Source organism: Paraburkholderia flava, assembly GCF_004359985.1.
GTDB classification, from domain to species: domain Bacteria; phylum Pseudomonadota; class Gammaproteobacteria; order Burkholderiales; family Burkholderiaceae; genus Paraburkholderia; species Paraburkholderia flava.
Window position 1 is genome coordinate 689999 of sequence record NZ_SMRO01000002.1, and the last position, 23359, is coordinate 713357.

The 23359-nt window shown below is 61.3% G+C and carries 21 protein-coding genes and 1 pseudogene; 8 read left to right on the forward strand and 14 right to left on the reverse strand.

Features of this window, described 5'->3' with window-relative positions; translation table 11 throughout:
- Positions 1-960 (reverse strand): ribosome small subunit-dependent GTPase A, encoded by a 960-nt coding sequence (gene rsgA / locus E1748_RS14490; protein WP_133647910.1) that lies wholly within the window; start codon positions 958-960, stop codon positions 1-3.
- A complete protein-coding gene (locus E1748_RS14495) occupies positions 957-2216 on the reverse strand; it encodes a M48 family metallopeptidase (protein ID WP_133647911.1) in 1260 nt (419 codons plus the stop codon). Before E1748_RS14495 ends, rsgA begins: the two co-directional genes overlap by 4 nt.
- 129 nt (positions 2217-2345) lie before the next feature.
- Between E1748_RS14495 and orn the strand changes: the two genes are divergently transcribed.
- Positions 2346-2978 carry an oligoribonuclease gene (gene orn / locus E1748_RS14500; RefSeq protein WP_133647912.1) on the forward strand — a complete coding sequence of 211 codons (633 nt, stop codon included), beginning with the start codon at positions 2346-2348 and terminating at the stop codon, positions 2976-2978.
- Positions 2979-2987: 9 nt separating this feature from the next.
- Here orn and mog read toward each other — a convergent pair whose 3' ends face one another.
- Positions 2988-3608 carry a molybdopterin adenylyltransferase gene (mog, locus tag E1748_RS14505; RefSeq protein ID WP_133647913.1) on the reverse strand — a complete coding sequence of 207 codons (621 nt, stop codon included), beginning with the start codon at positions 3606-3608 and terminating at the stop codon, positions 2988-2990.
- Positions 3589-4194 (reverse strand): ribosome biogenesis factor YjgA, encoded by a 606-nt coding sequence (gene yjgA / locus E1748_RS14510; RefSeq protein WP_133647914.1) that lies wholly within the window; start codon positions 4192-4194, stop codon positions 3589-3591. The genes mog and yjgA overlap by 20 nt, the downstream gene beginning before the upstream one ends.
- Before the next feature lie 290 nt (positions 4195-4484).
- Here yjgA and pmbA point away from each other — a divergent pair, with 290 nt between their 5' ends.
- Entirely contained in the window at positions 4485-5855 is a 1371-nt protein-coding gene (gene pmbA, locus E1748_RS14515) for a metalloprotease PmbA (RefSeq protein WP_133647915.1), read from the forward strand.
- Positions 5856-5958: 103 nt separating this feature from the next.
- Here the strand turns inward: pmbA and E1748_RS14520 are convergent, their stop codons facing one another.
- The 9 genes from E1748_RS14520 to E1748_RS14560 form a co-directional block, all read right to left on the reverse strand.
- Entirely contained in the window at positions 5959-6459 is a 501-nt protein-coding gene (locus E1748_RS14520) for a dihydrofolate reductase (RefSeq protein WP_133649366.1), read from the reverse strand.
- A gap of 61 nt (positions 6460-6520) precedes the next feature.
- Positions 6521-7954, reverse strand: coding sequence for a sigma-54 dependent transcriptional regulator (locus E1748_RS14525; RefSeq protein ID WP_420819324.1), 1434 nt, complete (start codon positions 7952-7954; stop codon positions 6521-6523).
- 171 nt (positions 7955-8125) lie between these two features.
- Positions 8126-9580 (reverse strand): hypothetical protein, encoded by a 1455-nt coding sequence (locus E1748_RS14530; RefSeq protein WP_133647917.1) that lies wholly within the window; start codon positions 9578-9580, stop codon positions 8126-8128.
- A 104-nt stretch (positions 9581-9684) separates the two neighbouring features.
- On the reverse strand, positions 9685-10509 hold the full coding sequence (locus E1748_RS14535) for a peptidase C39 (RefSeq protein ID WP_133647918.1): 825 nt from the start codon (positions 10507-10509) through the stop codon (positions 9685-9687).
- A gap of 7 nt (positions 10510-10516) precedes the next feature.
- Positions 10517-11239, reverse strand: coding sequence for a C39 family peptidase (locus E1748_RS14540; protein ID WP_133647919.1), 723 nt, complete (start codon positions 11237-11239; stop codon positions 10517-10519).
- 88 nt (positions 11240-11327) lie between these two features.
- Positions 11328-12719, reverse strand: coding sequence for a hypothetical protein (locus tag E1748_RS14545; RefSeq protein WP_133647920.1), 1392 nt, complete (start codon positions 12717-12719; stop codon positions 11328-11330).
- Positions 12720-12749: 30 nt separating this feature from the next.
- Positions 12750-13394: a hypothetical protein gene (locus tag E1748_RS14550; protein WP_420819325.1), complete on the reverse strand. Its 645-nt coding sequence runs from the start codon at positions 13392-13394 to the stop codon at positions 12750-12752.
- The gene (locus E1748_RS14555) at positions 13391-13891 is read right to left on the reverse strand and encodes a hypothetical protein (protein WP_133647921.1); all 501 of its coding nucleotides are present in this window, start codon (positions 13889-13891) and stop codon (positions 13391-13393) included. Before E1748_RS14555 ends, E1748_RS14550 begins: the two co-directional genes overlap by 4 nt.
- Before the next feature lie 110 nt (positions 13892-14001).
- Positions 14002-14517 carry a hypothetical protein gene (locus tag E1748_RS14560; protein ID WP_133647922.1) on the reverse strand — a complete coding sequence of 172 codons (516 nt, stop codon included), beginning with the start codon at positions 14515-14517 and terminating at the stop codon, positions 14002-14004.
- 530 nt (positions 14518-15047) lie between these two features.
- On the opposite strand from E1748_RS14560, the gene E1748_RS14565 reads away from it, so the two are divergent.
- The 3 genes and pseudogenes from E1748_RS14565 to E1748_RS14575 all read left to right on the forward strand — a co-directional run bounded on the left by E1748_RS14565 (position 15048) and on the right by E1748_RS14575 (position 18241).
- The gene (locus E1748_RS14565; RefSeq protein ID WP_133647923.1) at positions 15048-16448 is read left to right on the forward strand and encodes a sigma-54 dependent transcriptional regulator; all 1401 of its coding nucleotides are present in this window, start codon (positions 15048-15050) and stop codon (positions 16446-16448) included.
- 210 nt (positions 16449-16658) lie between these two features.
- A pseudogene (locus E1748_RS14570) lies at positions 16659-17240 on the forward strand (thymidylate synthase); the annotation flags it as partial.
- Positions 17241-17407: 167 nt separating this feature from the next.
- Positions 17408-18241: a thymidylate synthase gene (locus E1748_RS14575; protein ID WP_133647924.1), complete on the forward strand. Its 834-nt coding sequence runs from the start codon at positions 17408-17410 to the stop codon at positions 18239-18241.
- Between the two features lie 49 nt (positions 18242-18290).
- Here the strand turns inward: E1748_RS14575 and E1748_RS14580 are convergent, their stop codons facing one another.
- Entirely contained in the window at positions 18291-18584 is a 294-nt protein-coding gene (locus E1748_RS14580; RefSeq protein ID WP_338119592.1) for a helix-turn-helix domain-containing protein, read from the reverse strand.
- A gap of 250 nt (positions 18585-18834) precedes the next feature.
- Between E1748_RS14580 and E1748_RS14585 the strand changes: the two genes are divergently transcribed.
- The 3 genes from E1748_RS14585 to E1748_RS14595 all read left to right on the forward strand — a co-directional run bounded on the left by E1748_RS14585 (position 18835) and on the right by E1748_RS14595 (position 23359).
- Positions 18835-20784, forward strand: a complete 1950-nt coding sequence (locus tag E1748_RS14585) for a hypothetical protein (protein ID WP_133647925.1) — start codon at positions 18835-18837, stop codon at positions 20782-20784.
- A gap of 215 nt (positions 20785-20999) precedes the next feature.
- Positions 21000-22841 (forward strand): hypothetical protein, encoded by a 1842-nt coding sequence (locus tag E1748_RS14590; RefSeq protein WP_133647926.1) that lies wholly within the window; start codon positions 21000-21002, stop codon positions 22839-22841.
- Positions 22838-23359 carry a hypothetical protein gene (locus tag E1748_RS14595; RefSeq protein ID WP_133647927.1) on the forward strand — a complete coding sequence of 174 codons (522 nt, stop codon included), beginning with the start codon at positions 22838-22840 and terminating at the stop codon, positions 23357-23359. The genes E1748_RS14590 and E1748_RS14595 overlap by 4 nt, the downstream gene beginning before the upstream one ends.

A 23359-nucleotide genomic window follows, 5' to 3' on the forward strand; every position in this document is an offset into this window, starting at 1 on the left:
TCAGCGGACGATCTGACTCGCCTCATGCACAAGCTGCGTGTACAGCGCATGCCGTTCGCGCGCGATCCGGCCGTCGGCGACCGCTTCGAGAATCGCGCAGCCCGGTTCCTGCAGATGATGGCAATTGTAGAAGCGGCAGTGCGGCAGCAGCGGCCTGAACTCCGGGAACGCTCGCTCGAGCCGTCCTTCGGTCAGATGATGCAGCCCGAACTCCTGGAACCCCGGCGAATCGATCAGCGCACCGCCGCCCTGCAACGGATAAAGCCGCGTGAAGGTCGTCGTATGGCGGCCGCTGTTGAGCGCGGTCGAGATTTCGCGCGTGGCGACTTCCGCGTCCGGGATCAGCAGGTTCACGAGCGTCGATTTGCCCATCCCCGATTGCCCGAGCAGCAGCGTCGAGTGATCGTGCAGATGCTCGGCGAGGATCGCGTGCGCCGCATCGGGCTGTGCCTTGATCGACACTTCGAGCACCGGATAACCCAGCGCGCGATATCGCTCGAGACGCGCACGCGCACCGTCCAGCTGCGCCTCGACGTCGATCTTGTTGAGGACGATCAGCGGCTTGAGTTCATTCGCCTCGGCGGCGACGAGTGCGCGGCCGAGCAGGTCTTCGCTGAAATGCGGCTCGGTGGCGAGCACGATCAGCAGCTGATCCAGATTGGCCGCGAAGAGCTTCGACTTGTACTGATCCGATCGATAGAGCAGGTTGCGCCGCTCGCCGATCTCGACGATCACGCCCTGGTCCGCCGATGTCGATTCATACGCGACGCGATCGCCGACAGCGACCTCGCTGCGCTTGCCGCGCGGGAAGCATTGCAACGCGGCGCCGCCGTCTTCGGGAACCACGAGATAGTGACGACCATGCGCGGCGACCACGAGGCCATGCATCCGCTCGCCGACAGCCCGGCTGTTACCCGACGCAGAAGCCCCGCGCCCCGCCTTCGATGCGCGGCCCGTCATGCGTGCCGCAGCAGACGGTCGATGCGCTGCGACGCCGGCGGATGCGAGTAGTAAAACGCCGTGTAGAGCGGGTCGGGTGTGAGTGTCGATGCGTTGTCCTCATACAGCTTGACGAGCGCGTTGACGAGATCCTGCGCGTCCGTCTGCGTGGCCGCGAACGCGTCCGCCTCGAACTCGTGCTTGCGCGAGCTGAGACTGCCGAGCGGCGTCACGAAGAACAGGAACACCGGCACCGCGAGGAAGAACAGCACGAGCGCGAGCCCATTGTCTGCAGAGGTCAGCGACGGCCGCACGCCGAGTCCTTCGTAGAACCACGTGTGCTGCGACAGCCAGCCGAGCAGCGCTAGCATCACGAGGCTGATCGCGAACATCACGACCATCCGCTTGATCACGTGACGGCGCTTGAAGTGACCGAGTTCGTGCGCGAGTACAGCCTCGATCTCGCTACCCGACAGCCGGGCCAGCAGCGTATCGAAGAAGACGATCCGCTTGGCCGCACCGAAGCCGGTGAAATACGCGTTGCCATGTGCGGAGCGGCGGCTGCCGTCCATCACGAACAGGCCCTTGGCCGCGAAGCCGCAGCGCTTCATCAGCGCTTCGATGCGCGAACGCAGCGCTTCGTCTTTCAGCGGTTCGAACTTGTTGAAGAGCGGCGCGATGAAGCTCGGGTAGAGGATCAGCACCAGCATCTGGAACACGACCCACACAATCCACGTCCACAGCCACCACAGGCTGCCCGCCTGATTCATCAGCCACAGCACGACAAACAGCAGCGGCAGACCGAACGCGGCACCGAGCAGCACGCCCTTGATGCGATCGGCGAAGAAGATGCCCTTGCTCATCCGGTTGAAGCCGAACCGCTCTTCGATGACGAACTGCCGGTAGTAGTCGAACGGCAGATCGACGATGCTGGTGACCGCGAGGACCACCGCGACCAGCACGATCTGGCCGACGTAGCCGCGACCAAGCCAGCCGCCGAGCGACAGATCGAGCGCCTCGATGCCGCCGAGCAGCGTCAGTGCGATCAGCACGGCCGCGCTCGCGACGATCTCGAACATCGCGAGGCGCGTGCGCTGGACCGTGTAGTCGGCGGCGCGCTGGTGCGCGGTGAGCGCGATGGTGGTTGCGAACTGCGCGGGCACCTGGCCGCGATGCGCCGCGACGAAGCGGATCTGCCGTGACGCGAGCCAGAGTCGGGTGCCGACCATCGCCAGCACGGCGACGGCAAACAGGATGGTGAAGTACAGGGTAGGCATCCGGGGGATCCGTGGTAACTATGCGAGAATTATATGTTTCTTCCCGTCAGCCGGGCGGGAGCGTACGGGCCTACGGGTCGATTGCGAATACGGAGTACGCTGCGCCCCGGCCAACCAAGGTTGCCTCACATGACTGACACCCTCGCGCATCCCGTCGATCCAGCCGGCGCTCCCACGCTCGTGCGCAGCGACATGAATCTCGTCTGGCTCGACATGGAAATGACGGGGCTCGAACCCGACACCGACCGCATCATCGAGATCGCCGTCGTGGTCACGAATTCGAATCTGGACCGGCTCGTCGAAGGGCCGGTGCTGGCCATCCATCAAAGCGACGAAACGCTCGCGAAGATGGACCAGTGGAACCAGAACACGCACGGCCGCTCGGGTCTGATCGACCGGGTGCGTGCATCGACGGTGACCGAAGCCGAAGCCACCGAACAGATCCGCACGTTTCTCGGTAACTACGTGCCGCCGGGCAAGTCGCCGATGTGCGGCAATTCGATCTGCCAGGATCGCCGCTTCATGGCGCGCTGGATGCCGGATCTCGAACGCTTCTTTCACTACCGCAACCTCGACGTCAGCACGCTGAAGGAACTGTGCCGCCGCTGGCAGCCGGCCACGTATAAGGGCTTCCAGAAGCGCGCGATGCACACGGCGCTCGCGGACATCCACGAATCGATCGACGAACTGCGCTACTACCGCGAGCATTTCCTCGTGCCGGCCGCGAGCGTGCCGATCGCAGAGCCGCCGTCTGCGGCATAAAGCCCGCAGTCAGCGCGGCGGCCGCTGCGCGCTTTTCGGCCGGAACGCCGCGACTACGGCGGCGTTCGTTTCGATATACGGCCCGCCGATCAGATCGATGCAATACGGCACCGCCGCGAAGATGCCCGGCACCTTCACGGCGCCCGTATCGTCGCGCAACCCTTCGAGCGTTTCGCGGATCGACTTCGGTTGACCCGGCAGGTTGACGATCAGCGCTGCGCGTCCCGGCGTTTCACGGATCACCGCGACCTGCCGCGACAGGATCGCGGTCGGAACGAAATGCAGGCTGATCTGCCGCATCTGCTCGCCGAACCCCGGCATCTCTTTCGTCGCCACTGCAAGCGTCGCTTCCGGCGTCACGTCGCGACGCGACGGACCCGTGCCGCCGGTGGTCAGCACGAGATCGCAGCCGACCGTATCGACCAGGTCGATCAGCGTCGCGGAAATGGTCGGCGCGTCGTCGGCGATCAGGCGCGTTTCGGCGCGCCACGGCGATGTGAGCGCGGCGCCGAGCCACTCCTGCAGCGCGGGAATGCCCTTGTCTTCGTAGACGCCGCTGCTCGCCCGGTCGCTGATCGACACGAGGCCGATGGTCAGCGTCGCGGTGGCGTCAGGCGCGCTCGTCGTCATCGTCGTCTTCCTGGTCGGGCGTGTCGGCATCGTCGTCCTCGCCGGTGCCGCTCGCGGTCTTGATCCACTGGAACAGCTCGCGGAAATAGCGCGGCGCACGGCTCTGCAGCGCTTCCTTGCGCGCATTGCGGATCAGCGTACGACCTTCCTGCGGATCGGCGGCCGGATGGGTGCGGATGAATTCGGTCAGCGCCGCGTCGTCGGCGAGCAGCTTTTCGCGGGTCCGCTCGATCCAGTGCAGGCGCGCGGTCTCGGCCCGGTTGATGCCGTTGTACGAATCGAGCGCGGTGCGCAGTGCGGCGGTTTCTTCGTCGGTGAGCGTGCGCATCACGCGGCCGACGTACTGGATCTGCCGGCGCTTGCCTTCGTGATCGGTGATGCGGCGCGCTTCGCGAACCGCTTCGTCGAGCTTCTCGGGCATCGGCATGCGCTTGAGCGCGTCTTTCGGCAGCTCGACGAGCGTGACGCCCAGTTCCTGCAGCGCGTGCATGTCGCGCTTCAGCTGGGATTTACTGGGACGGTCGTAGCCGTTTTCGTCGACTTCGACGGCTGTTTCCATCGGTTGAGTGCGGGTTTTGCGTGTCATGCCGATATTGTAGCGTGCCGCGTCCCGTCGGCCGGTGGCGCAGCGGGAGTTCTCCTCAGTTGCACGCGCGCACCGGTGCCGTCGCCTGTCGCAAGCAGCAGATTCCCGGCCGAATGAATCGCAGGTGCGCATGCGCGGACCTTGCTATGATCGCGGGATGCGCAGCGCGGCCCCGGTCCGTCGAACTCTTCGACGCCGAAAACCGCGCCGGCGAACCGACTTCCCGACGGGCCGGCCAGTACCACCAATACCGGCCCCCGACCGAACGGCAATCCAGGACGGCAAAGACAATGGCAGCAGACACGGACGTCAGACAGCGTTTCTTCCCGCACACGCAGGACCAACTCAAGGAAATCGCCTCGGACATCCTCCGCCACGCGAAGTCGCTCGGCGCGAGCGATGCCGCGACGGAAATTTCCGAAGGCGACGGCCTGTCCGTCTCGGTGCGGCGAGGCGAGGTCGAAACGATCGAGCACAACCGCGACAAGATGGTCGGCGTGACGGTGTTCATCGGCAACAAGCGCGGCAACGCGAGCACGTCGGATTTCTCGACGGAAGCGTTGAAGGACACGGTGGCCGCGGCGTACAACATCGCGCGCTTCACCGCCGAGGACGACTGCGCCGGCCTCGCCGAAGCGGAACTGCTCGAAACCGATCCGCGCGACCTCGACCTGTATCACCCGTGGAATCTCTCCGCCGACGAAGCGGTCGAGATCGCCCGCCGCGCTGAAGACGCGGCATTCGCGACGGACCCGCAAATCCGCAACTCGGAAGGCGCGAGCGTATCGGCGCAGCACTCGCAGTTCGTGCTCGCAACCTCACGCGGCTTCCTGTCGGGCTATCCGTATTCGCGTCACTATGTGGCGTGCGCGCCGATCGCCGGCAGCGGCCGCAACATGCAGCGCGACGACTGGTACACGTCGAAACGCAGCGCGTCCGAACTCGCCGAACCGGAAGCCATCGGCCGCTATGCCGCGCAGCGCGCGCTCGCGCGTATCGGTGCACGCGGGCTCGACACGCGCAAGGTGCCGGTGCTGTTCGAAGCGCCGCTCGCGGCCGGCCTGCTCGGCGCGTTCGTGCAGGCGACGAGCGGCGGCGCGCTGTATCGCAAGACGACGTTCCTGGTCGACAGCCTCGGCAAGCCGGTGTTCGCACCGCACATCCAGATCGTCGAAGACCCGCATGTCGCGCGCGCGATGGGCAGCGCACCGTTCGACGAAGAAGGCGTGCGCACGAAGCAGCGTTCGGTTGTGAAGGACGGCGTCGTCGAAGGCTATTTCCTGTCGACGTATTCGGCGCGCAAGCTCGGTATGCAGACCACCGGCAACGCGGGCGGCTCGCACAACCTGTCGATGCGCAGCTCGAACACGCGCCCCGAAGACGACTTCGAAGCGATGCTGAAGAAGCTTGGCACGGGCCTGCTGCTGACCGAACTGATGGGGCAGGGCGTCAACTACGTGACCGGCGACTACTCGCGCGGCGCGTCGGGCTTCTGGGTCGAGAACGGCAAGATCCAGTACCCGGTCGAGGAAATCACGGTGGCGAGCACGCTGCAGGAGATGTTCCACCACATCGTCGCGATCGGCGCGGATACGCTCGTGCGCGGTACGAAGCAGATCGGCTCGGTGCTGATCGAACGGATGACGATCGCGGGGCAGTAAAGCCGCTGGTCTGGATCAAAAAAAGCCGCGGGACCCGAAAGGTCTCGCGGCTTTTTTATTGGCGCGGCGCAGCGACGCGCGAGATAGAACGACCCGAAGCAGGTCAGCGAACCTTGCGCTTATACGTCACGAACGCGTAATCGAATTCATTCGGCGCGTGCGCACGATGCGTCTCGTGCGCCGTTTCTTCCCAGTCCTGCGGATCCGGCGCCGGGAACGTCGCATCGCCGTCGAAGTCGGCGGAAATCTCGGTGACGATCAGCTTGTCCGCGTGCTGCAATCCTTCGACATAAAGCTGTGCGCCGCCGATCAGAAACGCCTCGGGCGCATGATCGGTCGCGGCGAGCGCGAGCGCGTCGTCGAGGCTCGTCGCAGCATCGCAGCCCTGAAAGCGGCGCTTCGCATCGCGCGTAACGACGATATTGCGCCGGCCCGGCAGCGGCCGGCCGATCGACTCGTGCGTCTTGCGGCCCATGATCAGCGGCGCGCCCATCGTCGTGCGCTTGAAGAACGCGAGATCTTCGGGCAGTCGCCAGGGCAACTGGTTGTCGCGGCCGATCACACCGTTACGCGCGCGGGCGACGATCAGCGTGAGCGTCGTCATCGAAAGGGCGGGAGTAGTCATCGGGTGATTGTACCTGACGGCCCTCCCGCGCCTTGCCGCATCACTCGGGACCGTGGCGCACGTCGGGTACGTCAGGCACGTCGGACGGCAGCCGGTCGTCCTGCTCGGTGACTTCGCGCAGACCATGCGTGCCCATCAACCGGTATAGCGTCACGCGCGAAATGCCGAGGTCCGTCGCCGCTTCGTTCAACCGATGCCGATGCCGCAGCAACGCGACTTCGATCGCGCGTTTCTCGGCGGCTTCGCGCGCCTGCGCGAGCGTCATCGTCTGCTGCTCGCTGAAGTGCGCGAGGTCGAGATCGTCGGCGGAAATCAGCTTGTTCTCCGCCATCACGATCGCGCGCCGCACGCGGTTGATCAGCTCACGCACGTTGCCCGGCCAGTTGTAGTTGTGCATCGCCTCGATCGCCGACGGCGTGAAGCCGCGAATCTTGCGCGCGCTGTCGGTCTTGAAGCGATGCAGGATGTGATGCGCGAGAATCTCGATGTCCTTGCCGCGCGCGCGCAACGGCGGCTCGTCGATGCGCAGCACGCACAGCCGGTGAAACAGGTCGGTGCGAAACCGGCCTTCGCGCATCGCGCCTTCGAGATCGATGTGGGTCGCCGAAATGATCCGCACGTCGACGGAGATCGACTCGCGTCCGCCGAGCCGTTCGATCTTGCCTTCCTGCAGAAAGCGCAGCAGGCTCGCCTGGCTTTCGAGCGGCAGATCACCGATTTCGTCGAGCAGCAGCGTGCCGCCGGCGGCGGCTTCGACGCGGCCGATCTTCCGTTGATTCGCGCCGGTGAATGCGCCGCGTTCGTAGCCGAACAGTTCGGACTGCAGCAGGTGATGCGGAATCGCGCCGCAGTTGATCGCAACGAACGGCGCCTTGCGACGCGGCGAGCGTTCGTGGATCGCGAGCGCGGTGAGTTCCTTGCCGGTGCCCGACTCGCCGGAGATGAACACGCTCACGTCGGTGTTCGCCACTTTGCGGATCGTGCGGAACAGCTGCTGCATCGCGTCGCAGGTCCCGACCATCTCGTCGTCGCCGGCCGACGCGATGCCCGCGATGAAATCGAGATCGCCGAGCGCGACCATTCCGAACGCGTGGCCGACGAGGTAGTCGATCGTCGCGTCGGCGACCGGTGTCTTCACGTAGTCGAAACAGTACTGGCGGATCAGTCGCCGTACCTGCGGATCGGCGAGCTGTTCTTCGGTGGCGAGCGCGATCCAGCCGACCTGCTCCTGCTGCAGGCTCGCTTCGAACGCAGCCAGCTCGCGCGTGGGCAAACTCGCGAGATCGACGATGCCGGCGCACGGCGCGTCGGGCTTCAACTGCCGCGCGATCTCGTGCGGCGAGCGCGCGATCGATACGACCCAGCCACGGCTCTTCAGATGAGCAACGAGCGCGCTGTCCGCCGCGCGCGTCACGTACAGCAGCGCACGGCCGGCGTCGGCGGTCTGCGTGCCGCCGTCATGTGCCTGCGGCATGTCCTGCTCCGCTTGATCTGCTGGTTCCGTTCGCTGCCCGTTCGAAGCAGGACACGGGGCAGCGAAGTCCTGCGAACTCGCGAGCGTGAGATGCCCGCCCGGGCTCGCGAACGGTGTGACACTGGTCAGATGGGATGAATCGCGCACGATCGGCCTCATGTCGGTGATGCATCAAAAGGTGTACGGGAAACGCACGCCGACGACGAAGTTCGGCGCGTCGGGCGTGAGGCCGACGGACACCGAACCGTTGATCGTCAGATGCTTGTTCACCACATGGTTGAGCCCGAAGTTCAGCACCGACGCGGTGGTTTCGCTGCCGGGTACGCCTGCCCACCCTTCGCCGGGTGCTTTCGTCTTCGACTCGGGCTCGAGCGCCATCGTGTACGAGATGCTGGCCGAGTCCTTGTCCGAGAACGCGAGCGCGACGCCGCCGCCGAACTGGATGATGTTGCCGAGCTTCACCGAAGCCGGCTGTGTCTGGCCGACCACCGACGAGATGTCCGCGAACGAGCGCGCGATGTTGTACGTGTACGAGAGACTGCCGAACAGCACGATCGGATCATAGGTTTTCAGCACGGACAGACCGGCCGTGACGTTCCAGAAGCCAGTGCCGGTAGGCAGCTTCGACGGTGCGACGAGGTTCGTGTTGTCGGGTGTCAGCTGCACGAGCTTGACGCCGAACGGTGACGAGCCGGTCGGTGCTTTCACGCGCAGGCTGCCGACCACGTCCGGCATGTTGTTCGTTTCTTTCAGGAACTGGTAGTAGATCCCGAAGTTGGCGTCGCCGATTCCGCTCGAATTCAGCGAGGCATCGGACAACGTGTTCGCCGCACCGCCCGCGCCACCGATGATGAAGCTGCTGTGGCGATACACGTACGGCACGTCGACGTCGATGCTGATCCGGTCGGTGATGCCGTAGCGCGTGTCGAGATCGGCCATCACCTGGTGCGACTTCGTCTCGCCGAGGTTGATGTTGCCGAGGAAGATCGCGTCGAGTGCGAGGAAGCCGGACAGCTGCAATTGACGACGATCGTAGTAGGTATCGCTGATGCCCCAGTCGAACGTCAGCTTGTGGTCGAAGAGCGGCGCGTGTTCGCGCTGCACGACCGCTTCCTCGGCCTGGGTGCGCACGGGTTCGGCCGCTTTCTGCGTCTGGCCGATGGTGCCGTCGGGCATGCTCGCGGGGCCGCTCGTGCCAGGCGATGCTTCGCTCGGACCACCGGGCGCGGGCGGGTTGACCGGCACGCCGGTCGCGGTGCCGGTTGCACCGCCGGGCGCGAGCGAGCCCGGATTGACTTGCGCGAGTTGCGCGAGCGGCGGCAACGGCATCGGCAGACCGTCGGCGCCGGGCTGTTGCGCGACCGCTTCGCTGCCGGCGGGCGCGCCGGAGCCCGGCACACCTCGGCCGCGTTGCGCCATCTCGAGATTCGTGACCTGCTGTTCGAGCGAATGGATCTGCCGCTGCTGCTCGTCGACGACGCGCATCAGCGTGCTGAGCCGATCTTCCACCGATTGACTGGCGAGCGCCTGCGCGGCCGCCCCCTGCGACAGCGCGAACAGCAGTGCGGCGGCCGGAATGGCCGCGAGCCTGATGCGCGGTGTCCTGGTCCCTGATACGTTGTTCATTTTTGTTCCCCCGGTCTCGGCCGCGTCACGCCTGTCTTTCCCTGGCGTTGCGTGGCCTCGTTCATTGCAAACTGCCTGTGCTTCCTCGCGGGTGGCGGCCCGCCTTATCTCCTGGCGTTGACTGCGTTCTGCAGGGCTTGGAGTACGCCGGTCTGCCGCAGCATGGCGGACGACATCTGCTGCGTTTGCAGCTGCAGTTGCAGCTGGTTGGCGACCTGCTGGTTATTGCCTGCGATCTGGAGTAACTGGGCGATGGCACCGGCCTGTTGCGCATTGCTCGGCACGATGCTCTGCGTCGCGAGGCCGGCGGGCGTCTGCAACGCGAGCGTGACGCCGCCGGTACCGAACGAGATGGCTGCCTTGATGGTGCCGGCTGCGTTCGATGCGTTGGCGCTGGCTGCGTTGTTGCCGCCTGCGAGCCCGGCGAGCGGGTTATTGCTGAAGTCGATCTGCGCGGCGTTGAAGCCGCTATTGCTGTTGCCGGCCACCTGCGTGACCTGCGACACGCCGTTCACCGAGATGCCCTGGCCGCCGGTCGCGACCGCATTCGGATTGGCACCGCTGTTGCCGTTGCCGTCGACGACCTTCGCGAGCGTGTTGACGGTCGCGCCCAGCTGGTTGACGGCGTTCTGCGCGACGGCAAGCGTGCCCTGGGCGATGGCGGTCGCTCCGTTGGGCAGATGCCATTGCGACAGCAGGTTCAGGACGAACCCGGAGATCATGTCTCCGCCGACGCCTTTGCCGGTTTGATGCGCGAGGACGTCGTCGTCGACGGTTTGCCACTGGATGGGAAGCGGCGCGACGTCGCGGACCGAAGGGTTTTCGGGCATCGGTGGCGAGCCGATGGTTTCCGCGGCGAACGCACCGCTCGTCAGGCTGCACGTCGTGGCGCATAACGCGAAGCCGAGCTGTGAGATCTGGCGTTTCATGGTGGAGTCAGAACAGTTCTGCCTTGATCAAGCCGTACTCGACAAAGGGAGTCGCAGCGGAGCCGTTTGCGAGCGCATTCGCGCGCAACTTCAAGGCCAGCGACTCGTTGTTTTGCAGCAGCGGAGAATCCTCCCTGAAGGGCTTTCCGAGGACGGCGAACACGAGACCGTTCCAGGTCTTCGAGAAATCCTCTTCCAGCACGATGCGATTGCCGAGCGCGGGGTCCGCGATAAAGATGCGGCCGTTCTCGGCATGCTTGACGATCACGAAGTGTTCGTAGCCGTCGATGTTCATCAGAACCATCACGGGAATCTGCAGGTGATACAGCGCGTCCGGATTGACCCGGAACCCTCTGCCGCGCAGGCCGATCGTCTCGACGAACTTCTTCATGTCGAGCATCGAGAAACCGTTCTTCACGACCACTTCCGGCGTCGAGAACGCCATCATCCGGCGGATCAGTTCGGTTTCCGGAATATCGATTCCGTAGCCGTACTTCAGCAGCGTCGCGAGCGCGGCGGCGCCGCAGCTGTAGTCGAACTGCTGGCTGACGATGTGGCTGTAGCGGATGTCGCGCATCGAGCGCACGGTCTTATGGAGCGGTACACCCGCGAGCGTCGACGTATCGATCGTCGACTGTGCGTGTGTCGCTGCACCGAATGTGCAAGCCCCCAGCGCAACGGCGAAACGTACCGCGAGCCGTCGCGCGAAAGACCGGTTCGAACCGGACATGATGGTCTCCTGCCTGTGTGCGCCGGCGGTGGTGGCCGCCGGCGCATTCCCCCTTGAAGCGATATCGCTGATGCTTCGCGCGCCGTCGTTACTTGCTGACGCTCATCGAAGCAATTGCGAGACCGTTGTGCTGCACGTTGCCTGCGCCACCGGCGATGTTCACGCCGATGTTGCCCTTCGCACCGCTAAGCGCGCCGGCTCCCAGCGACGCCGTTCCTTCGAACGTGCCGATGAAGGCGAGGTTGGCTTGCTGCGTGCTGTCGTCGGTCGCAACCATCGCGCCGTCGGAGTGATGGTTCGACACAGTCGACGTCGAAGCGGCAAGGCTGTTGTTCTGCACATTGCCGACGCCGGACGCGATGTTCACGCCGACGTTGCCCGACGCGCCCTGCAGCGAGTTATCGCCGACCGAAGCGTTCAGATTGAAGTTGTTGACGTTGGCAAGACCGCTCGACGCCTGGTTGTTGAAGACCTGCGCGTTGCCGAACACGTTGCCTGCATCGACCGATGCCAGCGACGCTTCGTTGCTCTGCGCGTTGTCGATGCCTTCCGCGACGTTCACGCCGACGTTGCCCGACACGTTTTGTGCGGCGTTCGTACCAGTCGTCGCGGTGAGCGTGCCTGCTTTCTGCGTGTTGATGTGCTGCGTGACCTTGCCGTTTACCGACACGTCGGTCGTCGCGAGGCTGGCGTCGATGCCCCATGCTGCGGAGGCGCTATTGGTCGTCGTCGATGCGCCGGCCTGATAGCCGGACGACTGTTCCGCGAACGCCTGACCGCCCGAACCCTGATCGGCATGGAAGCCCCAGACGGAACCCTGTCTGGAACCTTCGGAGGCCTGGAAGCCGCCTGCGAGTCCCGCGGAGTTGCTGTAGTTCGATTCGTTGTAGCCGGCCGAGAAGCCGCCTTGCGCGTGCGCGGTGCCGAAGCCCGCGATCGGCGTATTCAGAGCCAGGTAGTTGTAGCTGCCGCCGATCTGGCCGCCTGCTGCGATGTGGCCGCCTTCGTTGTGGCTCGTGCTGCTGAAGCCGCCCGCGATGCCGGCGCTTTGCTCGCTATGTTGATAGCCGCCGCCGGTGATCGAGCTGCTTTGGTTGCCATACGAATAGCCCGACGATTCCTGATAGCCCTGAGCGCCCCAGGAGGCCGACGAGTGGTTCGTCGTCGCGGTGGCGAAGGCAACGCCGCCGCCCTTGATCGACGAGTAGTTGTTGTTGATCGTCGTCGTCACGTAACCGGACGTGTAGTTCTGCGCGTTCGGGCTGAGCGAAGCGTGAACCGAGACGTTCTGGTTGTTGTTGACGACGGCGCCTGCCGTGCTCGATACGCCGACACAGCCGAACAGGGTGACCCATCCTTCGACGCCGACCGCTTCGCCTACGAGCGTCGCGTTGAAGATGAACGGGTTCTTCAGCGGGGCCGAGAATGCGCTGCCTGAGGCGACAGCGAGTACAGCGGCTGCAATGATTGTGCGCTTCATGATATCGCTCCGATTTACGAGTGTGGTCAGTTAAAAAAGAGTGCCCGCCGGGGGACGGAGCACAAAACTGTTGGCCGTGACATTACCGGCACCGGCTGTCTGGTTGATCTGGACAATTCCGTTGACGTTCTTGAAGGCGTCGCTGGATATGGTCGCCTCGCGTTGCTGATGAACCCCGATGGATGGCCCCAAACCGCCGTTGTTCGCGGCCGTCGCGGATAGCTCCCCATCCGAGACGGTCGAGACTCCTGGCGCCGCAGTGCCGAGCTGCACACTGTTGCGCTGGAGATTTGCTGCGCCCGCAGCCTGATTGATCATCAGGGCTCCGGACGAATTCGAAAATGCGTTGCTGCCGATCGATGCACGCGCGCTCGTGACCTTCGCGGCCGCGGATGCGCTCTGCACGCTGGCGTTGTCGTTCGCAACGGCGCCGCCGGTGGTGATCGTCAACTGGTTGGCCTGCGCGTTGTCGAGGCCGGCTGCTTCGTTCACCGTGATACCGCCGGTCGCGCCGACGCCCGCGTTGGCACCGATCGTTGCGTCGCCGCTGATCACCGGCACGCGTTGCGCGTGGGCCGGGAGCGTGACGAGTGCGATGCCGCTCGCGAAGAAGAGTGCGCACAGCAGCGGATGCGGCACGCGACGTGCAATGCGTGTGATCGGGGACGCGCTCATTTCAGACCTCCGAGTGCGCCGCTCAATGCAGTGGACAGCGGCGCGAGCGAGCTCGTCACCGATTGCGCGATCGTGCCGCCGATACCGGGGCCTGCCTGACCCATGCCCGCACCGAGCGCGACGTTGCTGCCGGTCGCGTTGCCGCTCAGGATCCGCGTGATGGTCTGCATGCCGTTTGCCATCGCACCGGCCGGTGCGACGCCGCTCGAACCGTGCGCGCTCGTCAGGTCCGCGTCGGACACGACCTGCGCGATCGCGGGGTTGAACGTGTTGGCAGGGAAGGTGGTGGCCCGCACGGCGACCGGATCCTGATCGACGGGAACCGGCACGAACGCGCTGCGCGGTGTGATTTCCCGTTGCACGATGATGTCGCCAGGGTTTACGACCTGTTGCGCGAGGGCGGCGCCTGCGCCGGTCGCTGCGGCGATGCCGAGCATCGCCTGCAGAAGCGGGCGCAGCGATGCGCGCGCGCGTGACGACTTGGTCAGGGTTGTCATGGTCTCCTCCGGTTGCGGGCGGCTATGTGGCCGCTTCCGCTTTGTTTCTGCTTCGTTCTTTCTTTGCAACTGGATGTCGTCCAGCTGAATGTCGTGTTACTGAAGCCTGACTACTTTCGGGTGTAGCTCGCGATGTTGCTTTGCGCGGCCCGTGCGGCGTCGACCGGTATCGGCAACGGTGTCGGTGGTGCGATCTCGTCCCACAGCGTCACCGAGTTGCCGTGCATCAGCTGCGGCGTCGCGGCGACCATCACCATTCCGGCAGCACCGCCGCGTTGATGCGACAGCACCTGATCGTCGAGCGCAATATCGTTCATCGATGCAGCATGGCCTGCGCCGAGCAGTGCCCGCGCCGCAGTGGAATCGCTTTCACCTGACGTATTGCGCGCATTACCGTGTGCAAACCAGGCGAGACCCGCAATCGTTGCAGGGACATCAACTGCCGGCATGCTCGTGGCCGTCGCCGCATTCATCCCGTTCATCGCGAAGAAGCCGACGCCACTGGTGCCGCCGATGCTGAAATCCTGAGCATGTCCGACGCACGGCAACGCGCCGGCGGCCAATGCCACATACAGTGCGGTACGGAGTGCGGCGGCATTCAGGTCAATGCGGAAAGCGAGTCGCATGATGTCTCTCCCTTGGTGCGAGGCATTTAGCGAAACGTGTGCCATGACGCGCAATCCATTGATGTGTCTGGATTTGCGGGAGATTCGCAAGCGTGCGAAAAGATGAAATGGGAAAAAACGTTTCAGCGCTGAAACGGCAGGCAGAAAATACCGATGGCGAAGCAATTGGCTATTACACGGCGATGGAAACGCTCTCGCAATAGCACTATGGAAACTTTAACCGGATTGCGCGGCCTTGCCGTCAGGCTGCGCGGGCCTTGCTGTGTGGGTTACCGCGTATTTAATTTGCATATGTGTTTTCGAAGCGGCAGGCGTATAGTAAGCTCTCGAAAAGAGCTTCCAATTTAAAAACGCCCCTCGCTGGGCCGTCTCGATACACACACGCCGCTTTTCGGGGATCCGCTGTTCGCACGAATGGAGTGGCCGTTCGGTTTTCGCGCTGCGCGAATCCGATGCGAATCAGCGTGTCTGAAAACCTGTTCAGGTACGTGCCGTCATCCTAAACGTTCGTTGACGAAAGGATCTGAATAATGGAATCCGTTACGCGCCAATTGATTTACGTTTCGCGCGACCCGAGCGTGGAGTTGCACACCCAGTTTCATGACCGCGGCTGGCATGTCGAAGTCGTCGGTTCCGCGCGCGACGTACGTCGCGCCGTTCGCGCCGGTACGGCAGCGGGCGGCCTGCTCGATCTCACGAGCCGTTTCCAGCAGCACGAAATCTCCGCATTCGAAGCGTGCCTCACGATGCCGAACGTCGGCTGGGTTGCTGCAACGACGGCCGGTCAATTGCAGGACGCAGCGCTACGCCGCCTCGTGCGCGATTACTGTTTCGATTATGTGACGGTGCCGTATTCGGGCGACCGCATCGTCGATTCGGTAGGCCACGCGTACGGCATGGTGTCGCTCGGCGAACCCGCATCGAACGACGCCACCACACCGGGCAGCACCGAAGGCGAGATGGTCGGTTCATGCGACGCGATGCTCGCGTTGTTCCGCTCCATTCGCAAGGTCGCGATGACCGATGCGCCGGTGTTCATCTCGGGCGAATCGGGTACTGGCAAGGAACTCACGGCGGTCGCGATTCACGAGCGTTCGTCGCGGCGCGATGCACCGTTCGTGCCGATCAATTGCGGTGCGATTCCGCCACATCTGCTGCAATCCGAACTGTTTGGTTATGAGCGCGGTGCGTTCACCGGTGCGAACCAACGCAAGATCGGACGCGTCGAAGCGGCCAACGGCGGCACACTCTTTCTCGATGAAATCGGCGACCTGCCGCTCGAAAGCCAGGCGAGCCTGCTGCGCTTCCTGCAGGAGCGCAAGGTCGAACGGCTCGGCGGTCACGGCTCGATTCCGGTCGACGTCCGCATCATTTCGGCGACGCACGTCGACATGACGGCAGCGATGATCGAAGGGCGTTTTCGTTCGGACCTGTATCACCGTCTGTGCGTGCTGCAGATCGATGAGCCGCCGCTGCGTGCACGCGGCAAGGACATCGAACTGCTCGCGCGGCACATGCTCGAACGTTTCAGAAAAGATGCAAGCCGTCGGCTGCGCGGCTTTTCTCCCGATGCGATCGCGGCATTGCATAACTACAGCTGGCCGGGCAACGTGCGCGAGCTGATCAATCGCGTGCGTCGTGCGATCGTGATGTCGGAGGGTCGTGCCATTACTGCACGCGATCTCGAACTCGCGGAGTACGTCGAGATCGTGCCGGTGTCGCTCGCACAGGCACGCGAAGCCGCCGAGCGGCAAGCGATCGAACTAGCGCTGCTGCGTCATCGCGGACGCCTCGGCGATGCCGCGCAGGAACTCGGCATCTCGCGCGTTACGCTGTATCGCCTGCTGTGTTCGCACGGGATGCGGCACATCGAAGCCGAACCGCTCGCGCAACACAGCAACGATCTGTCGACGCCGATGCCTCATCTGTGACGTGACGGGTGGCGCACGGGTCGTCATCCGTGCGTGCCTGTCATGTGTCTGCATGGACGTTCGCGTCGTCTCAGCCCGCGCTTCGTTTCACGTCGCGCGCTGCGCTGGATGCGTCCCGGACACATCCTCCTCCCGCTTGGTAAAATCACGGTTTGACGTCAGACCGTCGCCACTCCATGGGCGTTTCACGCCCGGCCGAAGGAAGCTCGCATGAAACAATACCTCGACCTCGTCCGCTCGATTCTCGACACCGGTGCGTGGCAGGAAAATCGTACCGGCATCCGCACGATCAGCATGCCCGGCGCGATGCTGCGTTTCGATCTGCAGCAGGGTTTTCCCGCTGTCACGACGAAGAAACTCGCGTTCAAGTCGGCGATCGGCGAGCTGGTCGGGTTTCTGCGCGCGAGCCGTAGCGCCGCCGATTTCCGCGATCTCGGCTGCAAGGTGTGGGACGCGAACGCGAACGACAATCCGCAGTGGCTCGCGAATCCGTATCGCACGGGCCCCGACGATCTCGGCGACGTGTACGGCGTGCAGTGGCGCCGCTGGCCCGCGTACAAGGTGCTGGACGCGAACGCGTCCGCGCAGATCGCCGACGCGACCGCGCGCGGCTATCGCACGGTGACCGCATTCGAAGAGGACGGTGAGCAGAAGGTGCTGCTGTACAAGGCAGTCGATCAGCTGCGTCAATGTCTCGACACGATCATGCAGAACCCCGCGGACCGACGCATTTTGTTTCATGCATGGAACCCCGCTGTGCTCGAAGAGATCGCGCTGCCTGCGTGGCATGTTTTTGTGACATTGTCTGATTACGCGCGCAGTGTGAAGCTATACCTGGTGGGGCATCTCGCCCAAAATCGAGCCCGTAATGTTACGGGCTTCTGCGCGCCAGCCTTGGGCTGACGCCACATGTGCTTCAATAGCGGCAGCGAATATCAACACCGAACCCGACTTCAGCGATGATTCAGTACCAACAACTCCTCCAAGACATACTTTCCAGCGGTGCCCGCAAGATGGACCGTACGGGTACGGGAACGATAAGTGTATTCGGGCGCCAGATGCGTTTTGATTTGTCCGAGGGTTTTCCCTTGGTCACAACGAAGCGAATCCACCTCAAAAGCGTCATTCATGAACTGCTGTGGTTTCTGAACGGTGACACCAACATCAAGTATCTGAACGAGAACGGTGTAACCATCTGGGACGAGTGGGCCGATGCCAATGGAGACTTGGGACCTGTCTACGGATTCCAATGGCGCTTCTGGCCGCGTCCGGATGGCACCACCGTTGACCAAATCTCGTCGCTTGTCCAACAAGTCAAGAGTAGGCCGAACTCGCGACGGCTCTTGCTGACGGCGCTGAATGTAGCGGACTTCCCCGACGAAAGCATGTCGCCAGTGGCGAACGTCGAGCATGGTCGGATGGCGCTTGCCCCTTGTCACTGCTTGGCCCAGTTCTATGTTAATGAAGGAAAGCTGAGTTGCTTGTTGTACTGCCGGAGTCAGGATGTGTTCTTGGGCACGCCGTTCAACATTGCGAGCTACGCGCTGCTAGTACATATGTTGGCGCAGCAGTGCAATCTGGAAGTGGGCGAGTTGGTCTGGACCGGTGGAGACTGCCATATCTATCTCAATCATCTGGAACAGGTCAACGAGCAACTCAGCCGCGACCCTTACCCCCTACCGAAGCTGAAACTTATACGTACGCCGGAGGACGTCTTTAGCTATAAGTACGAAGATTTCATAGTTGAAGGCTACCAGCATCACCCAGCCATTAAGGCTCCGATTGCCGTCTGACCGCCGATTGCTCGCGATATAAATGGGGCCGCCTCACGCGGCCCTTTTCTTAACGTATGAGCAGGGTAGGGCTGAGAAGCTCATGCACCTCGTATCCGAGCGCCCGTGCCAAGCGAGCAACGATGTCAATTGTTACGTTTCGTTCGGCACGTTCCAATCCGCCAATGTATGTCCTGTGCAGCCCAGACAAATCGCCGAGTTGTTCTTGGCTGAGGCCTTTGTGCGCGCGAGCGCTCCTCAAATTCGCAGCGAGCAACTGTCTAGCCGCTAAGTTGCTATCGTCATGCGCACTCGTACTCAATCTCATCTCTCCATGCAATTTTTGCATGTTAACGCTCGGCATCAAAATGATACGTTAAAGTATCAGTGAGGCGCGAGACACATCGGTTGCTGGTTAAAGCTTCTGTGCTGGTGGGCAGAGGCTGACTTCCTCATTTTAGTGGCAATGACGCATTTCATGGTATATGACCCAGCCGAGAAAGCCCACGCCAGTCCCACTGTCTGAAGACGGCGTAACGTCTGCGCTGGTCATACGAAGGGGCCCGTATCAATACGAGATACCGAGTCTCCGAGCAACTTACGACTTCGAATGCTTGGCAACACTTTTCGCCTCTGCGTTTGGAACTGTAGCTGCGCTAGCGATAGCTCGAACCTTCCCTGGCTATTCGGTCGATTACAACAAGGACAAAATCCTCGCTCTACGTGACTTCGCAGAATTTGCTGAATCATGTCACGAACATTTAGTAAAACTAATAAATTCTGTGTCGTCGGAGAGAATCCCCGATTCGACAGCGTTAAGCGAAGTTATAGGGCAGTGGTTCGCCGCGAAGAAGAAGAAATATTACCCTGCTCAAGCGATGACACTAGCGGCGAACTTGGGCTCGCTCAGAGCGGTCCTCCGACCGTTGCAGTCGATTGGCCTCATCGCGCAGGTCAAATTCCCTAGGATGCCTCATAACTATCATGCTTACGCTTCGCACAAGCCGTCGCTCGTGGAGACCGGGAGGCGGGACACGTTATGCGTTGAGATTGTTGCCGAAATGAGAAAACTCGCTAAAGAGATGGGGATGGAGTTGCCATCTGATGCTGCTGGATACATTGCGGGTCTCGCCGAGGCTATACCTCTTTCGCAGTTTCCGAACGAAGAAGTATTCAGAAAGGCAATTCAGCGCGAGAACTGGAAGCGATTGGAAATTATTCGGTCAGTTGCTGAGCGGGCGGTCATCAAGGCGAGCGAGCTGTTCGAAGAGGGGAAAGCGCTAGTCGCTCAGGGCGACCCACGTATCGTCGATAAATTTCAGCGCGCCGTCCGTAAGACGGGGCCCCAACGAGATGTAGCGATGGCGAAGATTTTCCCTCTCGATGACCATGCTCAGGCTACGGCCAACTTGTTGAAATACTGCGTCGACGCGCACGGCGGCCGCGTGCCACGGAAAAAGGAGTTCTCAAAACAGCACGCTGCGACCTTCATGCTGCGTCTCTGTCAGCGGCTTGGCGGTCGGCGCAGGTTAACGTCGATGCTCAGCGGCGACCCTGATGGAATTGCTGGCGTGGCGCTGCTGTACCTCGTTGATTCGGGAGACAACGTTTCAACAGCAATTGAACTGACTCCGCGTTGTATAGAGCCGACTGACGAGCCTAACAGAGTCAAGGTGGTGTCACAGAAGGGTAGAAGCGCTTGGAAGCCGATTGTGGACACTTTCGACGTTGTGGACCCCGCTGTGCAGGTCACCGTACCACAGGCCCTTGAGTTCGCAATTCGTACGACCAACCAGATGCGCAAGATTTTTCCTGAGTTTTCCGAAACCTTGCTGATGTTTTACTGGTTTGATGAAGGACCGTCCGCGGTTGGTTACGAATTCATAGGCGATAGGCTGCGTCACCTGCTTCGCGACGCTGGTCATAACGTCGCGAAAGAAATGCTTCCGAGCTCGATTCGACAGTCCTACATCATCGACCGGACGCTTGCCACGGACGCGAGACCTCGGCCTGCTGAAATTCTCGCAAAGCATCAGGAGCGTGGTGGCCAAACGACGCGAATCTACACATCGAGATTTCCGGTCAAGCTGTTGCTCGCCGCAAGGATTCGCACCTTCCAGCACATCCTTGAAACGGACCTGCTATTCAATGGACTCAAGCTTGATGAAGCCCTTGGGCGAACTCGAGCTGAAGGTCTTGAAATGCTCGCAGCGGCTGAGAGAACAGGAAATGGCTTACGTTGTCGCAATTCCAAAGCTGGTGAAGGCCCTACGTCCCATGTTGGAGACACTTGCGAAGACGCGGGGCTGCCTTGTGTTGATTGTAAGCAGCGCCTATTCGTGGTCGACGAAGACACTGTGGAAGACGCGGTCAGAACAAAGTTACGCCTTGAGCGCAAGATGAAGGAGCTCGAAGCAACGTCGCCTGCCAGATGGGAAGGTGAAATTCTGCCGGAGCTAGCGTTTGTGATGGCGTTGATACAGAAGCTTGCTCGTTCTCCACATGCATCTCTGCTGCGCCGTGTCCAAAAGAAGTGCAACTCTGAGCGTGAGGTTGCCGAATGACCCAAAAAAACGCAGTGTCGAGCGGCCAATCAAGCGAACCTCCGCGTAGCAATCGAGACATCGAAGAGTCGCCTGACAGGAAGACTTGGTACATCCTAAATCGGAAAGGTGAAAGGGTCGCTCTCAATTTCGATAGGAAACTTCCAAATGGAACGTTCCTCTATCAGCCATGTAACGCGAGCTTCGACCGAGCTCTGCGAAATGCGCTGCGCCGAATGTGGCAAGACGAGGAGGAGTTTCCGAAGCAAAGCGCAAACAATCTGCTGGCAATTCAGTTAAATGGTTACACGTGGATATATTGGCTTATCGACCACGGTCACGAACGCTTTGAAACTGTCGACCCTGACGAGGTCATCGAATACATCGGCAGCTGCGCCGATGGTTGGGACTACGTGCTCGACAGTAAGCGCAAGATTGTCGAAACGTGCAAGCTTCTGAGGGACAGAGGCTTTGACCTAAAAACGACGCCGATACGAGAAATCTTCGACTACGCCAATCTACCAAGCGCAGCGGGGGCGCTAGCGAAACTTCCAGAGGCCCGTGCGACTTTGGAAAACATTCGAAATGGCATTGCCGAGGCTGATGGTGCGTGGAACAAAAAGGGTCGCGGCCGTCACGTACTTTATGGCCGAGGCAGCGTCGTTTTACTTCTGCAACGGTTGGCACATCCGGATGACTCCCGACTGCTGTTTGACCCCACCGACGACGTCTATAACACCGTCAGTCAAATAGCAAAAGGTGACGCAGGGCGGACGCGGCTCATGCCGATAAAAGCGGCACTACATTTGATGGAGCAGGCCGCTTATTGGACGTTACATGTCGCTCCAGTTCTGCTCGACCTTCGCGACAGGCTCTCAAAAATTGAGTCCAAAACAAAGAATTGGAGAGACGGAAAAATTTCCGTGGAACGACATGCGGCTGTGTCCGAGGCAAACAAGAAATTGAAAGGTATCTTGGCTTATCCCATCGTGCTTTCTTACCGGGACGAAGGGATACTCTTGAAGAAGATGTGGAACGTCTTGATGCCCGCGGCCTCATTCGTTGTCATAGGTTCGTTGACCGCGCGTCGCTGCGGTGAAGTAGAGAGCATGCTCGTTGGCGCTTGGACGGGCACGTTTGAAACAGGATTTTGGATAACGAGTGACATTGGGAAGACACTTCAAAAACCCGATGAGACTCCGTGTTCTGCGCTTGTAGTCGAAGCAGTAAAAAACATGGAACGCAACCGGCTCTTCGGACCTAACGGTCGAGTCGGCCAGATTTTCGAGCTTCCAACATTCAGCAGCTCAGCAAAACCGAGACCATTTGCCACTCGAGCTAGCTTGCAAACTTTCTGCGATTTTGTCGGTGCATCAGCAATAGGCGCAGTCAACGGCGTGCCGTGGAAAATTGCGCCGCATCAATTGCGAAAATGTTTCGCGGTGCTCTATGTTTGGCGCTACGACGGTGGAGACCTCGAATCGCTGAGTTACCATCTTCGGCACTTCGCACTTCGAATGACGATTCGATACTGCGGGGACCGTGATTTGTTCGAGGAAATCGGGGTGCAGGCGGCGGTCTTCACCGAGCAAAAAATAGCAAACATCGCACTTGGACTTGTTAATTTTGCAGGAGTGTACGGAAAGAAGCTGGCGAAACTGATTCGACGGATGATTCCCAGTATCGAGCTGACCACAGAACGAGAGTTGGGGCGCAAGATTACGCGCATGGTTAAAGAACAAAAGCTGCACCTAAAGGCAACCCCGTGGGGCTTTTGTGGGTGCTCGAACGCGCCATCGCATCGCCGACGGGCAGCGTGTCAACAAAAAGATTGTGCTTCACGAGCAATCGATTTTGACGGACGACCAGACCCAACCGGTTCCGACGAAGAGCGGTGTAGCAGATGTTTCTTTTTCTATGCGGATTCGACGCGAGTTCCGCACTGGGAAGGCGCCTGCGCCGGCAATCGAGTCGAAATGGAAGAGCCACATGTCGCACTGCTCCGGATGGTTCGCTTGGAGAAGCGCCAAAAAATCTTGGATTCGTTCACCTCCACGCTGAAAAGGGAGCCTACATGAAGAACACAGGGTCGAATACGGAGCGGCGAGACGAGCTGTTGAAGACCATCGATGCCCGCCTTAGACATATGGCAATGTACATGGAAGAGGGAAAACCGGTCGATTTCCTCCTGCCGAAGACGATGCTTGCTTTCCGAAATATGAATATTCCTGAGTTGGGAATATTTCGTATATCAAGCCCGTCCACTCTCAATGCAAAGCAGACGCCGAAACTTCACGACAAAATCGAAGAGATTCAAGAGCTTCTTGACGCGGCAAAAAGCCATTGCGCAAAGAAGAGGATGAAGAAGTCGCTTAGCGAGACAAACAAAGGGCTTAGGCGAACGATAAGGATGCAAAAGCTGACTATTGCTGGCTTCGCTAGACGGTATCAAGAGCAGGAGTCTGTTATAGAAAGTCAAAGCAGGAAACTCAAAGTTTTTCACGAGCGGAATTCACTACTTACGAAAGAGGTCCGTGAACTGAGAGGAAGTAAAAAGTTTGGGGCAATGCGTATTGTTGACCCGGAGGAATCTTGA

Coding starts and splice junctions, on each gene's coding strand:
- E1748_RS14580 (WP_338119592.1), bottom strand. CDS start 18,584: ATGCCGAGCGTTAACATGCAAAAATTGCATGGAGAGATGAGATTGAGT.
- E1748_RS14575 (WP_133647924.1), top strand. CDS start 17,408: ATGATTCAGTACCAACAACTCCTCCAAGACATACTTTCCAGCGGTGCC.
- E1748_RS14590 (WP_133647926.1), top strand. CDS start 21,000: ATGTGGCAAGACGAGGAGGAGTTTCCGAAGCAAAGCGCAAACAATCTG.
- E1748_RS14545 (WP_133647920.1), bottom strand. CDS start 12,719: ATGAAGCGCACAATCATTGCAGCCGCTGTACTCGCTGTCGCCTCAGGC.
- E1748_RS14530 (WP_133647917.1), bottom strand. CDS start 9,580: ATGAACAACGTATCAGGGACCAGGACACCGCGCATCAGGCTCGCGGCC.
- E1748_RS14525 (WP_420819324.1), bottom strand. CDS start 7,954: ATGCCGCAGGCACATGACGGCGGCACGCAGACCGCCGACGCCGGCCGT.
- E1748_RS14495 (WP_133647911.1), bottom strand. CDS start 2,216: ATGCCTACCCTGTACTTCACCATCCTGTTTGCCGTCGCCGTGCTGGCG.
- mog (WP_133647913.1), bottom strand. CDS start 3,608: ATGACGACGAGCGCGCCTGACGCCACCGCGACGCTGACCATCGGCCTC.
- E1748_RS14595 (WP_133647927.1), top strand. CDS start 22,838: ATGAAGAACACAGGGTCGAATACGGAGCGGCGAGACGAGCTGTTGAAG.
- orn (WP_133647912.1), top strand. CDS start 2,346: ATGACTGACACCCTCGCGCATCCCGTCGATCCAGCCGGCGCTCCCACG.
- E1748_RS14550 (WP_420819325.1), bottom strand. CDS start 13,394: ATGAGCGCGTCCCCGATCACACGCATTGCACGTCGCGTGCCGCATCCG.
- E1748_RS14560 (WP_133647922.1), bottom strand. CDS start 14,517: ATGCGACTCGCTTTCCGCATTGACCTGAATGCCGCCGCACTCCGTACC.
- E1748_RS14520 (WP_133649366.1), bottom strand. CDS start 6,459: ATGACGACGCTCACGCTGATCGTCGCCCGCGCGCGTAACGGTGTGATC.
- E1748_RS14565 (WP_133647923.1), top strand. CDS start 15,048: ATGGAATCCGTTACGCGCCAATTGATTTACGTTTCGCGCGACCCGAGC.
- E1748_RS14540 (WP_133647919.1), bottom strand. CDS start 11,239: ATGTCCGGTTCGAACCGGTCTTTCGCGCGACGGCTCGCGGTACGTTTC.
- rsgA (WP_133647910.1), bottom strand. CDS start 960: ATGACGGGCCGCGCATCGAAGGCGGGGCGCGGGGCTTCTGCGTCGGGT.
- E1748_RS14535 (WP_133647918.1), bottom strand. CDS start 10,509: ATGAAACGCCAGATCTCACAGCTCGGCTTCGCGTTATGCGCCACGACG.
- E1748_RS14555 (WP_133647921.1), bottom strand. CDS start 13,891: ATGACAACCCTGACCAAGTCGTCACGCGCGCGCGCATCGCTGCGCCCG.
- pmbA (WP_133647915.1), top strand. CDS start 4,485: ATGGCAGCAGACACGGACGTCAGACAGCGTTTCTTCCCGCACACGCAG.
- yjgA (WP_133647914.1), bottom strand. CDS start 4,194: ATGACACGCAAAACCCGCACTCAACCGATGGAAACAGCCGTCGAAGTC.